Below are 15,320 nucleotides of genomic sequence, written 5' to 3'. Positions count from 1 at the left end.
GCAGTGCATCCTTTATAAGCAATTCCACGCCATCGTCCAAGCTAAAAGTTTGATAATAAGAAAAATCATGGCTACGATGAATCCCAAACAAAATAAGGCCAGAGCAGGATTGTTTCCAAAATGAGTGCCAATTATCTCCGCCCCGTTCTCCCAGTGATCGCGGGAATCACCGCCGTTTTTTCTGCTTCGCTGGCTTTGGCAGATTCGGCCCACGGCATAGCTATGTATGGCGACCCTGCCCTACCACCGGATTTTGTGTCTTTGCCCTATGCAAATCCGGATGCGCCGAAGGGCGGCAAGGTCGTTTTCGGAAACACCGGCGGCTATAACAGTTTGAACCCGTTTGTGCAAAAAGGCACGTCACCCTGGCAGTTGCGGTTTTGGACCCATGAAAGCCTGATGGGCCGGTCCTGGGACGAACCTTTCACACTTTACGGGTTGTTAGCCGAATCAGTTGAGACCGCTCCGGACCGATCCTGGGTCGAGTTTGCTCTTCGTGAAAACGCCCGATTTTCGGACGACAGCCCGGTGACGGTCGAGGATGTGATCTGGTCGTATGAGACATTGGGCACCGAAGGCCACCTGCGGTATCGCGGGCTTTGGGGCAAGATCGACAGCATCGAACAGACGGGTCCGCGCAGCGTGCGCATCACCTTCAACGAGCCCGACCGCGAACTGGCCCTGATCGCCGGCCTGCGCCCGATCCTGCAAAAAGCCCAGTGGGAGGGTAAGGACTTTGCCAACGCACCTTTGCACGACATCCCCGTTGGCACCGGTCCTTACGTGATCGATGACTATGAAGCTGGCCGATATGTGAACCTGCGCCGCAATCCTGACTATTGGGGCACCGACATTCCTTTCCGCAAGGGCACGATGAATTTGGATGAGATGCGGATCGAATTCTATGGTGACGGCACAGTTCTGTTTGAGGCCTTCAAGGCTGGCGAGTTGTCTGCGGTGCGCGAATTCAACGCGGACAAATGGGAGACTCAGTTTGGCTTCCCCGCCGTCCAGCGCGGTGATGTAATCAAGACGGAAATCCCGCACGGCAAACCGTCGGGCATGACCGGTTTCGTGATGAACACGCGGAAGGCCCCGTTCGATGACTGGCGCGTCCGCGAAGCGCTGACGCTGGCATTCAATTTCGAGTTCATCAATGACACGATCACAGGCGGCGCGCAGCCACGGATCACCTCGTATTTCTCAGGCTCGGATCTGGCGATGCAACCGGGCGCGGCAACCGGCAAGGTCAAAGAGCTTCTTCTGCCCTATGCCGACAGCCTGATACCCGGCACGATCGAGGGCTACACCTTACCTCAAGGCGATGGATCGGCCCGCAACCGCGCCAACATTCGCAAAGCAAGCAAATTGCTGACCGAGGCCGGCTGGACCATTCAGGACGGTGTGCTGCGCAATGCAAACGGCGACCCGTTTACCATCACGGTATTGCTGCAACAGGGCGACAGCGACAACCAGACCGCAATCGACATCTACACTGCCGCCCTGCAGCGCCTGGGCATCCAGGTCACGACCGAACAGGTAGACAGCGCGCAGTTTACCGAGCGGACATCGGCCCTGGATTTTGACATGACCATCTTCCGCCGCGCCTTGTCACTGTCGCCGGGAAACGAACAACGTCTGTACTGGGGCAGCGAAAACGCCAATACACCGGGAACCCGCAACCTGATGGGCGTGGCATCTCCGGCTGTGGATGGCTTGATTTCCACGATGCTGGCTTCGGAAAGCCACGAGGATTTCGTGGCCGCGACTCGTGCGCTGGACCGAGTGTTGACCGCTGGACGATATGTCATCCCGATCTGGAGCTTTGATGTCGGGCGCATTGCCCATGCCAAGGAACTGAAATTCCCCGAAACCCTGCCGATCTATGGGGATGGGCCGGAATATATGCCACAGGTCTGGTGGTATCAGGACTGATCCGAGTAAGTCTTGTCTGCATCTGAGTGCATTGAGTTTGCGGATTACACTGAACCGTGGAAACTGCCACTCTAATAGCGTTGCCGTGTTCCCGTCATCGGAAGTTCCGGCTGCCGATTCTTCGGACGTCCGAAATTTGCTTCAATCCAATCCGTAATGGTGTGGCGTTCAAGATCATCGAAGTACAAACCGATAAGCAAACACCTTCGGCGGAATTCGGCACATATGGGATACGGCACCAGATTTTGTGGGATTTCCGCATGCATTTCGCACAGGTAGGTGCCTCCCACAATCTTTGCCGATCCAGTCGAAACTTTCGCTAGGGGGTTTACGGATATATCCACAGGCATATACGTTGCGCGAAGTCCGATTATCATTGTGAGGCAGATTATTGCTGTATTTATCGGGCACATAGTTTTGAATCCGGGCTTCAAGCCTTGGAATAAACGGACCGGCCGCCACTCACTTAACTGCAGGTCCGTCTGCCCGTTGCGGTATCTCCGCAGCGGGTTTTTATTTGTGACACTTACGTGACGTCAGGGTGCGACATTTTGTCATGTAAGCGGAGCACACAACTCATACGTACCCTGTTTAGGGGAGAGCAGTCCTGAAACCGGAACTAAAGGAAGGCTCGCAGATGTTAAACTGGGCTGATCTGACGCAAGATTGGGGTGCGGCCTACGCGCGCGCAAAACGGAGGTTTCCGAACCTGCGCGATAAAGATATGGCGCGCGTTCGGAAGGACCGAAAACAGTTCGAAGCCTATCTTGCCGAACGCCACCATCTGACCGTGAACGAAGCGCACGAAGAGCTTGAAGATTTTCTGTTTACCGAGTCGCTGAACCGTGAAGCCAATCGGCTTTAAGTCAGCGAAGTTACCCAAAGGATCGTTGCGTCCTCATCGCTTACGGATATGACATTGTGGCCCATACTGCCGTCGTAATATGCGCTGTCCCCGCGGCGCATCTCCACGGGTTCATAGAACTCGGTGTATAGGCGCACGATTCCAGTCAGCACATACAGAAACTCTTCGCCGTCATGGCGCACCCATCCATCAAATTCGTCCATTGACCGGGCCCGGACCCGGGCACGATAAGGCAGCATCTGCTTCTTCGTCAGCGTATCTGCCAGCAGTTCATGTTCATATGTTGCCGTTGCATGGGCCGTGCCGGCACCCATTTTCGTCACCGCCATACGCCCGATCACCTGGTCGCGCTGCGGTGGCGTGAAAAGCTGCGGCACCGAGATCTCCAATCCGATCGCCAGCTTCTTAAGTGCATCGTAAGTGGGTGACATCTGCCCGTTTTCGATCTTGCTGAGGGTCGACCGCGCCAATCCGGCCTGACTTGCCGCCTGTTCCAGCGTCCAGTTGCGCGCCTTGCGCAGTTCACGCACCCGGGCGCCGAGATCCAGAGGTTCGACATGAGTATCGGCACCATTATCGCGGGCAATGCGGATCAGGGATTTCGGGTCGCTTGATGTCATGGCCAACTCTATAGGGCCAGTGCTGCGCGCTTGCAACGCGCCAGCGGTCGCGATAGCCAATCGCCATGCTTTCGGTTTTTGATCAGGGCCCACCGCCCGCCTGCCCTGCGCCATTCAACATGGCGGCACATGTTCTGCGTCACGCGTCGGCTTTTCCGGACAAGACCGCCCTATCGATCCTCAAAGCACAAGGCGCCGAGAATTGGAGCTATGCCGCGCTGCAAGCGGCAATTCTTGGCACGGGAACAGGGTTGTTGCAGACCGGTCTGCATCCCGGAGACATCGTGTTGATGCGGCTGGGAAATACAGTCGAATTTCCAATCGCCTATCTAGGCGCCATTTCTGTCGGGATTATTCCGGTGCCGACCTCGGCGCAACTGACCGAACCGGAAACCGCCCGAATGATCTCGGACCTGTCCCCAGCGGCGGTATTGCATGACCCGGCCATCGCCTGCGCATCCCACCCGCACAAAATTGGGCTGGATCGACTGACCGCGATGCGTGACTTGCCGCCTGCCGAATTTGCAATGGGGGACCCGAACCGGCTGGCTTATGTGGTCTATACTTCCGGCACCTCGGGAAAGCCGCGAGCCGTAGCCCACGCCCACCGGGCGATCTGGGCGCGGCAGATGATGGTGGACGGTTGGTACGGCTTGCGCGAAACCGACCGCCTGTGTCACGCGGGTGCGTTCAACTGGACCTACACGCTGGGAACCGGACTCATGGATCCATGGACCATCGGTGCGACCGCGCTCATCCCCGAGCCGGGCACAGATCTGGCCGAACTTCCCGCATTGCTGCACGCCCATAAGGCCACGATTTTCGCCGCGGCTCCGGGCGTGTTCCGCAAGATTTTACAGCAACAGCACCTGCCCGCCCTTCCCGATTTGCGGCACGGGCTTTGTGCAGGTGAAAAGCTGTCCCGCCCTTTGCACGAACGTTGGACGCAAACCACTGGAACCGAGCTTTACGAAGCCTACGGCATGTCCGAGTGTTCAACATTCATCTCGTCCTGCCCTGAACATCCCGCACGAGGCGACTCGTTAGGACAGCCCCAACCCGGCCGCCGCGTGGCAATCCTCGGGCCCGACGGCCCTGTGCCGCAAGGACAGGAAGGTACAATTGCGATCCACCGCGACGATCCTGGCTTGATGCTGACCTATCTCAATGCTCCGGACGAGGCTGAGGCTCGGATGCAGGGCGATTGGTTCGTGACCGGTGACCAGGGGGCCATGGCCGTCGACGGGCAGATTTCCTATCTCGGTCGCGACGACGACATGATGAACGCGGGGGGCTATCGGGTGTCACCGGTCGAGGTCGAAGCCGTACTCTCGCATCACCCGGGCATAGTGCAAGCCGGGGCCGCGGCGATCGAGATCAAACCGGACACATTTGTGATAGCGGCCTTTTACACCGGCCCCGAAGAACTGGACGAGGCCGCCCTGCACGCCTATGTGTCCGACAAGCTGGCGCGTTACAAGCAACCGCGCGTCTATGTTCACCTGCCCGCATTGCCCACTGGTGGCAACGGCAAACTCCTGCGCCGCGCCCTGCCGGCCTATTTCAAGGCGACGTCCTTATGACCCAGACCGTGAAACTCGACATCATGTCCGACCCTATCTGCCCATGGTGCTACATCGGCAAAACACATCTGGACAAGGCCTTGGCGGACATTCCGAACCACCCCTTCGTGATCGAGTGGCATCCGTTTCAGCTGAACCCCGACATGCCCGAGGGCGGAATGGACCGCCGGGAATATCTGGAACAGAAATTCGGCGGCAAGGAAGGCGCTGTGCGCGCCTATGCCCCTGTGGTCGAACATGCAGAAAATGCGGGTTTGAAAATCGATTTCGAAGGGATGAAGCGCACGCCGAATACGCTGGACGCCCACCGACTGATCCACTGGGCCGGGATTGAAGGCAAGCAGAGCGACGTCGTCGATGCCCTGTTCAATGCCTATTTTGTCGAAGCCCGCGACATTGGCGATCACGAGGTCCTGGCAGACATCGCCGACAGTGTAGGAATGGATGCTGCCGTGGTGCTGAAACTGCTGAAATCGGATGCCGACCGCGAAGATATTCGCAACCGCGACAGCCATTCGCGCCAAATGGGTGTTAACTCGGTACCGACCTTTATTGTGGCCAACCAACACGCTGTACCTGGTGCGCAACCCCCTGAGCTTTGGGGAAAAGTGATCTCCGAGATCATGTCTCAAATTGAGGCTTCCCCTGCAGAATAGCACATAGCCCTGTGCGTTTTCTCACCTAGCCCAACCCGTCTTGTCGTGCTAGCGCGAACGGGAAGGAGTCTCCTATGACCAATCGCATGTCTCGGGGTGAATTCGTTGCCCTGATCGCGATGATGTTCGCGACTATCGCCTTTTCGATCGATTCCATGCTGCCCGCGCTGCCCGAAATCGGCGCGCAGCTCAGCCCGGATGACGTCAACAAGGCGCAGCTGATCCTGACGTCTTTCGTTCTGGGCATGGGGATCGGTACGTTTTTTACCGGTCCCATTTCGGACGCCGTCGGACGCAAGCCTGTGATTTATGGCGGTGCAGCACTGTACATCCTGGCTTCTGCTGTGGCCTGGGCCAGTTCGTCGCTTGAACTGGTTCTGGCAGCGCGCATCGTTCAGGGCTTGGGCGCCGCAGGGCCGCGCGTTGTCGCCATGGCCATCATTCGGGATCTGTACGCCGGCCGCGAGATGGCGCGGATCGTGTCGATTGCCATGATGATCTTCACCCTCGTTCCCGCCATCGCGCCGATGCTGGGTGCAGGCGTCATCGCTTTGGTCGGCTGGCGCGGTATTTTCGTGTCGTTCATTCTGTTCGCCCTGGTCATCGTTCTGTGGATGACTGTCCGCCTGCCCGAGTCATTGCCACCCGAAAACCGTCGCCCGTTTCGCCTGCCCCTGATGATCGCGGCAGTGCAAGAGATGTTTGCCCATCCCACAGTCCGGCTGTCCATTCTGGTTCAGACGCTGTGCATGGGGATGCTCTTTACCATGCTGACCATGGTGCAACCGGTCTACGACGTCATTCATGACCGCGCCGAGAGCTTTCCGTTCTGGTTCGGCTTTGTAGCGCTGATGTCAGGTTCGGCCAGCTTGCTGAACGCAGCCATTGTCGTGCGCTTGGGTATGCGGCGGATTGTGACCTGGGCGCTTGGTGGCCAAATTCTGATCACATCGTGTGTGATCGTCCTAAACATGGCGAACCTTTCCCCCGAAGCTTCTTTTGCGTTGTTCGTCTTTTGGCAAACCACCGTCTTTTTCATGGCAGGCGTGACTATGGGCAACCTGAACGCCATCGCAATGGAGCCGATGGGTCATATCGCCGGCATGGCAGCCTCGGTTATCGGATCGATCTCGACGGTGCTCGCTGCGGCGATTGCCGCACCGGTCGGCTTGCTGTTTGATGGCTCGATCGGGCCACTGACGACCGGAGTTCTGACCATGTGCGTTCTCGCCTTCGGGCTCATGCTGCATATGGGGCGGATCGAAAACAGACTGCCCGCCTGATCTGTCCAGCCCCCTCGAAACGCGCTAACCTGCGCGCAATGCGAGGGGAGGATTTCGATGAGCTATGATTACGACCTCGGCACATATTCCTGTGCGGTGACAACACCTTCGGATGAAGCGCAACGCTGGTTCGACCGGGGCCTCGTGTGGACCTATGGCTACAACCACGACGAGGCCGTCGCCTGCTTTCAGCGCGCTGCAGAACATGATCCCGAGTGCGCCATGTCGTATTGGGGCATCGCCTATGCCGCTGGCCCAAACTACAACCTGCCGTGGGATTTGCGCGATGAGCAGGGTCAAACCAAGGCGCTGGCAACCGCGTATGACGCCACACAAAAGGCCCTGGCTCTGGCTGATCGCGGAACGCCGGTCGAGCAGGCCCTGATCCGCGCCCTGCCCGCGCGGTATCCTCAGCGCGACCCGATCCCGGACATGCACATGTGGGATTATGATTTCGCCGACGCTATGCGCGTGGCCTTTGCGGATCAACCGGATCACTTGGACTTGCGTACAATCTATGTCGAGGCGCTGCTGAACCTCACCCCCTGGCAGATGTGGGACCTGAACAGCGGCCAACCTGCCGAGGGTGCCGCGACGCTGGAGGCACAAGAGGCGCTGGAATGGGCCATGGCCAACGACCCCGACGCCATGTCCCACCCAGGCCTTCTGCACCTGTACGTTCACCTGATGGAAATGTCGCCGGCCCCGGAAAAGGCGCTGAAAGCCGGGGACGTCTTGCGCACTCTGGTGCCGGATGCCGGACATTTGGTGCACATGCCCACGCATATCGACGTTCTGTGCGGCCACTACCACAATGTTGCCTACTGGAACGCCAAGGCGACCGAAGCTGATTTGAAATATTACGAGCGCGAGGGCGCGTTCAACATCTACACCGGCTATCGTCAGCACAACTATCACTTTGCCCTCTATGGCGCCTTGTTTCTGGGCCAGATGGAACCGGCCCTGCGCGCAAATCGCGGGCTTTGGGACACGACGCCCGAAGAGATGTTGCGTATCGAAAGCCCGCCAATGGCCGACTACTTCGAAAGCTACATGTCCATGGGCCCGCATATACTGATCCGCTTTGGCCGGTGGGAAGAGGCCAAAAAGCTCGAACTTCCGTCCGACCCGGATCTTTATCGTACCCTGACAGCCACCACGCACTATGCCCGGGCGATCGCCTATGCTGCTACGGGACAGATCGCCGAGGCGGAAGCTGAGGAGAACCTGTTCCTCGCTGCCAAGACCTGTGTCCCTGAAACGCGCAGGCTGCACAATAACCGCGTCATTGATCTGCTTGAAATTGCAACGGAAATGCTGCGCGGCGAAATTGAGTACCGCAAAGGAAACTATGAAATGGCCTTTGCCCACCTGCGCCGCTCGGTCGAACTGGACGACACCTTGCCCTATGACGAACCGTGGGGTTGGATGCAGCCAACGCGGCACGCTCTGGGTGCCTTGCTGTTCGAACAGGGGCATGTAGCCGAAGCCGAGGCGATCTATCGCGAAGACCTTGGACTGGGCGGCAGCCTTAGCCGCGCATCGATCCATCCCGACAATGTCTGGAGCCTTAAGGGTCTGCACGACTGCCTAAGGGAACGCGGGGAAAACACTGAAATCAAGCAGATTAGGCAAAGGCTGGATCTGGCTCTGGCACGCGCTGACCAAGCCGTTGCAGCGTCCTGTTTCTGCGCTCAGGCCGCGATGAGGGCCGCTGAATGAAATTGGCAATATCTGTTGTTGCGGCCCTGATTTGCGGACCCGCTTTGGCGGAACGGCAGAAATTCACTCCGATTGATGAAGCTGAACGCGACCCCTCCCTGGTTGCATTCCGAACCACGTTGCTAGACCGGGTCAAGGCGCGTGACACGGACTTCGTCGTCGCCGCGGCCTGCCCGGACATCTACCTCAGCCACGGAAGCAACGGCGGCCCGGAAGAGTTTCGCCTCAACCTGACGGTCCCCCCGGAAACGCTGGCCGAAGAATTCCGGTCCGAGGCCGACGACCTGCGCGAATCTTTTTGGACTGCTCTGCAAAACACCCTGTCGCAGCCCGGCTATTTCGACGATGAGGGCGAATTCTGGATGCCGCATCAATGGCAAATCACCCTGCCTGCTTCACTCGATCCGTTCACGGCCTACTTCGTTAACGGTGAAAACGTCTCTCTTCGAAAGGACCCATCGCGAGAAGGGGCGGTTTCGGGCCTGATCAGCCATGAGGTAGTGATCGTTCCGAACTACCTGCCGGATGAGGAATACCAGCGCGTGCTGCTGACAGACGGAACCGCGGGCTACATGCACCGAGATTTTTTGTGGTCCATGGTCGGTTACCGCGCGGCGTTTGTGAAATCCGAAACGGGCGACTGGCAACTCTGCACCTTTGTGACCGGAGATTAGGCTTTCGCTTTCTTTTTCACAGCAACGACTTTTTCCGCCAGATCACGAGCGATGGCAAAGGCACCCTTGATCTTGTCGCTGTCCTTTTTCCAGTCCCGGCGCACGACAATCTTGTTGTCTTTGACTTTAGCAAGCCCACGCTGGTTCTGAATAAACTCGACCAGACCCTGAGGCGAAGCGAACTTGTCGTTGTGGAACTGAATCGTTGCCCCTTTCGGCCCACCATCCAGCTTGGCAATGCCAGCCCGTTTGCACATCGCCTTGATCCGCACGACCAGCATCAGAGTGTTCACCTCTTTCGGCAATGTGCCGAAGCGGTCGATCAACTCGGCAGCAAACCCTTCCAGTTCGACCTTGGTTGAAAGCGACGACAAACGGCGGTAGAGCCCCAGGCGCACGTCCAGATCGGGCACGTAGTCCTCGGGGATCAGAACTGGTACGCCCAGATTGATTTGCGGCGCCCACTGGTCATCGGCATCACTGAGGCCTTCCATCTCACCGGCTTTAATCTTGGCAATCGCTTCTTCCAGCATCGACTGATAAAGCTCATAGCCGACGTCGCGCATCTGGCCGGACTGTTCCTCGCCCAACAGGTTGCCCGCGCCGCGAATGTCGAGGTCCTGACTGGCCAACGTAAAGCCCGCGCCCAACGTGTCCAGCGAGCCCAGAACACGCAGGCGTTTTTCGGCGGCGGGCGTCAATCGCGCGCGCGGCTTGGTAGTCAGATAGGCGTATGCCCGTGTCTTGGACCGCCCCACTCGGCCCCGGATCTGATAGAGTTGCGCCAACCCGAACATATCGGCGCGATGAACGATCATTGTGTTCGCCGTCGGAATATCCAACCCGCTTTCCACAATCGTCGTGGCCAGCAGCACGTCATACTTGCCGTCATAGAATGCGTTCATCCGATCGTCGAGTTCTCCGGCTGCCATCTGACCATGTGCGACCACATAGGTAAGTTCCGGCAATTGTTCCTTCAGAAACTCCTCGATTTCGGGCAAGTCCGAGATGCGCGGGACCACATAGAAGCTCTGCCCGCCGCGATAGTGTTCACGCAGCAGCGCTTCGCGGATGGTGACCGCATCGAATTCGCTGACATAGGTGCGGATGGCCAAACGGTCGATGGGCGGCGTACCGATGATCGACAGATCGCGTACACCGGTAAGGCTGAGCTGCAGGGTCCGCGGGATCGGTGTCGCGGTCAGGGTCAGGACGTGCACGTCCGAGCGTAGCTGCTTCAACCGTTCTTTATGCGCCACGCCGAAATGCTGTTCCTCGTCGATGATCAAAAGCCCGAGATTGTTGAAACGTATCCCTTTTGCCAACAACGCGTGAGTGCCGATTACAATGTCCACCGTGCCGCGCGCCAACCCATCACGGGTTTGTTGTGCCTCTTTGCCTGAGACAAAACGGGAAAGCTGGCGCACCTCCAGCGGGAAGCCTCGGAAACGGTCTTTGAAGCTGGAAGCGTGCTGACGCGCCAGCAAGGTTGTAGGTGCTACGACTGCTACCTGTACGCCGGACATGGCCGCTACAAAAGCTGCGCGCATGGCGACCTCGGTCTTGCCAAAACCCACATCTCCGCAGATCAGACGATCCATTGGAGCACCGGAATGCATGTCTTCCATCACATCCGAAATGGCGCGTAACTGATCATCGGTCTCCTGATACGGGAACCGGGCGCTGAACTCTTCCCAAGCGTGCGGTGGCGGGTCCATAACCGGCGCTTTTCGCAGGGCACGTTCGGCCGCGATGCGGATCAGCTTGTCCGCCATCTCGCGGATGCGCTCTTTCAGCTTGGCCTTCTTGGCCTGCCACGCGCCACCGCCCAGACGGTCGAGCAAACCTTCATCATGGCCGTATTTCGACAGCAGTTCGATGTTTTCGACTGGTAGATACAGCTTTGCCTGTTCGGCATATTCCAGCAGCAGGCATTCATGGGCGGCACCAGCGGCCGTCACAACTTCCATTCCCTGATAACGCCCGATTCCGTGGTCCACATGCACAACCAGATCACCGGGGCTGAGCGACTGGGTTTCGGTCAGGAAGTTCTCGGCCTTGCGGCGTTTCTTGGGCTGTCGGATCAGGCGATCGCCCAGCACGTCTTGTTCCGCGATCACGGTCAGGCCGGGCGTTTCGAACCCATGTTCCAGAGCCCAGACGGCCAGATGCAGACCGCGCTTACCGACACGGGTGCCATCGGTGACCGGGATCGCCTCGGCCAGTCCTTCGTCTTCGATCAGCCCGGTCAGGCGTTCGCGGGCCCCTTCAGAATAAGATGCAATAAGGACCGGGCCGTTGGCCATCTTGTCCGTGATATGGGTTGCCAGAGCGCCAAACAGGCTGATGGATTCCTGCTGCCGCTCGGGCGCAAAGTTGCGCCCGATCCGCCCACCCGCGTCGATCACGCCAGGTCCGCTGGCCTGCGGCAGTGGGCTGAATTGCATGAGACGCCGGTCTCTCACGGCCTGGGTCCACGCGTCATCGTCCAGATACAAAAGGCCTGGCGGGGTCGGTTTATAAACCGTGTCCATGCGCGACCGGTTTTCCAGTGCAAGACGCCGCGTTTCGTACTGGTCTTCGATACTGTCCCACCGCGCCAATCGCGCCGGTGTGACCTGATCATCCAGTGAAATCGTGGCACCCGGAAGGTAATCGAACAATGTCTCAAGGTTTTCGTGAAAGAATGGCAGCCAGTGTTCGATACCCTGATGCTTGCGACCGGCGCTGACCGCTTCGTAGAGCGGATCATCGGTTCCGGCGGCACCAAACTCGATGCGGTAGTTCTGGCGGAACCGCGTGATGGCAGCATCATCCAGAATGACCTCGGAGACCGGGGCTAGTTCGACGACACCCAGCTTCTCGGTCGTACGCTGCGATACCGGGTCGAAACGGCGGGCACCGTCCAGAACGTCTCCGAACAGATCAAGGCGAACGGGCCCAGTTTCACCCGGAGGGAAAATGTCGATGATCCCGCCCCGGATCGCATAGTCTCCGGGCTCCATCACCGTCGGGCTTTGGGTGAATCCCATCCGAACCAAGAATGCGCGCAGCGCGTCTTCATCGATGCGATGGTCCACGCGCGCGGTAAACGCAGCCTCACGCAGGACATCCCGTGCCGGTACGCGCTGAGTTACAGCGTTCAGCGTGGTCAGCAGTACGAATTCCTTGGGCATCTGGTGAACCAGTGCGGCCAGCGTTGCAACCCGGGCAGCGGAAATATCCGCATTGGGTGATACTCTGTCGTAAGGCAGGCAATCCCAACCGGGAAACACAAAGACGGGGATATCCGGCGCAAAGAAGGCAAGTGCTGCACGCATCGCCTCCATCCGCTTGTCATCGCGGGCGACATGGCAGACCGACCCGCCCGAGCGGGCGACTTCGTTCAGAACAAGCTGTGCGTCAAACCCTTCGGGGGCGCCGCCGACTGTTACGTGGTTCGGAGCCTGCATTGCCGCGCCCTTTCGTTTACTACCAGCCCAGAACGCCGATCGAAATGTTCTGGTACATACCCCAAAGCGACGTGATCACAATCGACACCATGCCGATGATCTGAGTGAAAATCCGGCAGCGCGTCAAAGTTTTCGAGACGATCTCTACCGTTGGTTCCTGCCGTTTCAGCCGCCGGGCGGCGGTGATATTGATCAATGCCACGAAACACAAGGGAAACAGCAACAAAAAAACTGCCTGCGCGAACTCAACGCCATAGTAGAACCCCAGCGTGGCAAGGCCGGTAAAAATGAAGCAGACAATCGCCATGATGACCAGGCCAGAGACATCTGCAATGTAAAGCAGCCGGTTGGCGTTGATACGAGATATGTCCAGCAGATCCTGCTCGGTTTGTCCGCCGACACGACGCGCCCGGACAACAAGATCATAAGGCACCCCCATCGACCAGTGGCTGGCCATGGACCAGAGCACCGCCAGACCGATCCAATACCACAGATTCGAAAAGCTGCGCATATCGATGAGTTCGAAGATCGAAGAATATAAGTCCAAGCGTCAGCCCTTTGTTCACCGTCCTTGGGGCCTTGCATCGCACCGGCGCGTCCATTGATACCCTTGAGACCACGACGAATTCATGCCACCCAATGCGCAATTGTTCAAGGAGAGCGCGACATGAAACCGACCATCGCCCCCTATCCCCTCGCTCGCTTTCGCCGGGCTCGCCAAACGCAGGCGATCCGAGGCCTGGTGCGAGAAAACACGCTGACAACTGACGACCTGATCTGGCCTGTCTTCGTGCGTGATGGCGAAGGGGTCGAAGAACCCGTGCCTTCGATGCCCGGTGTGATGCGCCGCTCGGTTGATCTGATCGCCGAGGCTGCCGTCGAAGCGCAGGCACTGGGCATACCGGCGATCTGTATCTTTCCTTATACAAACCCGTCCTTGAAAACCGAAGATTGTGCCGAGGCCTGGAACCCCGAAAACCTGTCGAACCGCGCGATCCGGGCTGTCAAGTCTGCCGCCCCCGATATCGCTGTCATGACAGATGTCGCGCTGGACCCTTACAACATCAACGGTCACGACGGGTATGTCGTGGATGGCGAGATTGTGAACGATCGGACGGTCGAGGCGCTGGTAAAGATGACGCTGGCACAAGCTGAGGCCGGGGCCGACATCATCGGGCCCTCGGACATGATGGATGGACGTATCGGCGCAATGCGGCAGGCGCTGGAATCGGCGGGCCATCACAATGTGATGATCCTCAGCTATGCAGCCAAATATGCCAGCGCCTTTTACGGCCCGTTCCGCGACGCAGTCGGCGCGTCGGGCGCGCTGACAGGTGACAAAAAGACCTATCAGATGGATCCGGCCAACTCGGATGAAGCGCTGCGCCTGATCGAACGGGACCTCACCGAAGGTGCGGATATGGTGATGATCAAACCCGGCATGCCTTATCTGGACATCTGTCGCAGAGTCAAAGACGCCTTTGGCGCACCGACCTACGCCTACCAGGTTTCCGGTGAATACGCGATGATACAGGCAGCGGCTCAGAACGGGTGGATCGACGGTGAAAAGACCATGCTGGAAAGCCTTCTGGCCTTCAAGCGTGCGGGGTGCGACGGTATCCTCACCTACTTCGCGCCGCAGGTTGCCCGAATCCTTCAAGGCTAAAACCCTGCCATTTCGCAACTTTTCGCCGATGGCTCAGCGCTGCGGGGCAGCTTTCCCGTGACATACCAAGGCAATCGGCGTATTCTTGCACACAAGATCGGGATCACCCGGCAAATCAGGCACATCTACAGAGACAGGAAACATGAGCAGTTCCAATACCCCCCGACTGAGCCGTCGCGGCTTTGCTTTTGGCATGGCCGGACTGACCCTGACCGCCGCCTGCGGTAACGGGGTCGGAAATAACAACGCGGCGGCGATCGACGCCCGCGTCGACGCCACGCTGAACGAAATGTACAGCAAGTACCCCAATACCGTCGAAATCGCCAACAAAGCCAATGGTATGCTGGTCATGCCGCTGATCACCGAGGCCGGGTTCATATTTGGCGGCGCCTATGGTCAGGGCGCGCTGCGCATTCAGGGTGCAACCGTCGACTACTATTCGGCCATTTCGGGCAGCGCAGGCCTGCAGATCGGCGCGCAGCAATACGCGCATGTTCTGTTTTTCATGACCGAAGAAGCGTTGAACGACTTCCGCCGTTCCAGCGGTTGGACCGCCGGGGCCGATATTGGTTACGTGGTCGATGCAACCGGAGACTCTCTGTCAACCGACACGACGCAGCTGCGCAAACCCGTTCTGGCCGCTGTCTTCGGGCAGGCGGGTCTGAAATTCGGAGCCACGGTCGAAGGCACCAAATACACTCGCATCATTCCGTAAACACAAGACACCACTCCCCCTCTGAAGAACCCCGCCGTGTGACGTGGCGGGGTTCTGAGTTTTTTGGGCCGTTTCGCGACGGTTTACGTGGGTAATCCCCTTTCGGTCGTTCCGGGCATCCTCTAATCTCCGACCCAACTTAAACCGAA

The 15,320-nt window shown here is 58.5% G+C and carries 12 protein-coding genes; 9 read left to right on the top strand and 3 right to left on the bottom strand.

The window, feature by feature from the left end; translation table 11 throughout:
• The first annotated feature begins 120 nt into the window (after positions 1 to 120).
• Together AC2TEL_RS13380 and AC2TEL_RS13375 are read left to right on the top strand one after the other, a co-directional pair.
• Positions 121 to 1,935: an extracellular solute-binding protein gene (locus AC2TEL_RS13380; RefSeq protein WP_480904445.1), complete on the top strand. Its 1,815-nt coding sequence runs from the start codon at positions 121 to 123 to the stop codon at positions 1,933 to 1,935.
• Positions 1,936 to 2,572: 637 nt separating this feature from the next.
• Positions 2,573 to 2,800 (top strand): hypothetical protein, encoded by a 228-nt coding sequence (locus tag AC2TEL_RS13375; RefSeq protein ID WP_480840022.1) that lies wholly within the window; start codon positions 2,573 to 2,575, stop codon positions 2,798 to 2,800.
• Here AC2TEL_RS13375 and AC2TEL_RS13370 read toward each other — a convergent pair.
• Entirely contained in the window at positions 2,797 to 3,420 is a 624-nt protein-coding gene (locus AC2TEL_RS13370) for a helix-turn-helix domain-containing protein (protein ID WP_480840024.1), read from the bottom strand. The genes AC2TEL_RS13375 and AC2TEL_RS13370 overlap by 4 nt on opposite strands.
• A 65-nt stretch (positions 3,421 to 3,485) precedes the next feature.
• Here AC2TEL_RS13370 and AC2TEL_RS13365 point away from each other — a divergent pair, with 65 nt between their 5' ends.
• The 5 genes from AC2TEL_RS13365 (at position 3,486) to AC2TEL_RS13345 (ending at position 9,338) form a co-directional block, all read left to right on the top strand.
• Positions 3,486 to 5,003: a class I adenylate-forming enzyme family protein gene (locus tag AC2TEL_RS13365; protein ID WP_480904442.1), complete on the top strand. Its 1,518-nt coding sequence runs from the start codon at positions 3,486 to 3,488 to the stop codon at positions 5,001 to 5,003.
• Positions 5,000 to 5,659, top strand: a complete 660-nt coding sequence (locus AC2TEL_RS13360; RefSeq protein WP_480904439.1) for a DsbA family oxidoreductase — start codon at positions 5,000 to 5,002, stop codon at positions 5,657 to 5,659. The genes AC2TEL_RS13365 and AC2TEL_RS13360 overlap by 4 nt, the downstream gene beginning before the upstream one ends.
• A gap of 74 nt (positions 5,660 to 5,733) precedes the next feature.
• The gene (locus AC2TEL_RS13355) at positions 5,734 to 6,942 is read left to right on the top strand and encodes a multidrug effflux MFS transporter (protein ID WP_480840029.1); all 1,209 of its coding nucleotides are present in this window, start codon (positions 5,734 to 5,736) and stop codon (positions 6,940 to 6,942) included.
• 57 nt (positions 6,943 to 6,999) lie between these two features.
• Positions 7,000 to 8,664, top strand: a complete 1,665-nt coding sequence (locus AC2TEL_RS13350) for a hypothetical protein (RefSeq protein ID WP_480904437.1) — start codon at positions 7,000 to 7,002, stop codon at positions 8,662 to 8,664.
• The gene (locus tag AC2TEL_RS13345) at positions 8,661 to 9,338 is read left to right on the top strand and encodes an SH3 domain-containing protein (RefSeq protein ID WP_480904434.1); all 678 of its coding nucleotides are present in this window, start codon (positions 8,661 to 8,663) and stop codon (positions 9,336 to 9,338) included. The genes AC2TEL_RS13350 and AC2TEL_RS13345 overlap by 4 nt, the downstream gene beginning before the upstream one ends.
• Here AC2TEL_RS13345 and mfd read toward each other — a convergent pair.
• Together mfd and AC2TEL_RS13335 are read right to left on the bottom strand one after the other, a co-directional pair.
• Positions 9,335 to 12,790, bottom strand: coding sequence for a transcription-repair coupling factor (gene mfd / locus AC2TEL_RS13340; protein WP_480904431.1), 3,456 nt, complete (start codon positions 12,788 to 12,790; stop codon positions 9,335 to 9,337). The two genes, AC2TEL_RS13345 and mfd, sit on opposite strands and share 4 nt — an antisense overlap.
• A gap of 19 nt (positions 12,791 to 12,809) precedes the next feature.
• Positions 12,810 to 13,337, bottom strand: a complete 528-nt coding sequence (locus tag AC2TEL_RS13335; RefSeq protein ID WP_480840037.1) for a component of SufBCD complex — start codon at positions 13,335 to 13,337, stop codon at positions 12,810 to 12,812.
• Between the two features lie 120 nt (positions 13,338 to 13,457).
• Between AC2TEL_RS13335 and hemB the strand changes: the two genes are divergently transcribed.
• Positions 13,458 to 14,456, top strand: coding sequence for a porphobilinogen synthase (hemB, locus tag AC2TEL_RS13330; RefSeq protein WP_480840038.1), 999 nt, complete (start codon positions 13,458 to 13,460; stop codon positions 14,454 to 14,456).
• Positions 14,457 to 14,598: 142 nt separating this feature from the next.
• Complete coding sequence (locus tag AC2TEL_RS13325; RefSeq protein ID WP_480840040.1) at positions 14,599 to 15,171, top strand: lipid-binding SYLF domain-containing protein; 573 nt, start codon at positions 14,599 to 14,601, stop codon at positions 15,169 to 15,171.
• Positions 15,172 to 15,320: the final 149 nt, after the last annotated feature.

Source organism: Ruegeria sp. HKCCD9138 (assembly GCF_057220975.1).
Note: the sequence above shows the minus strand (reverse complement) of the source record. Positions and strands in the feature narration are given on the sequence as shown.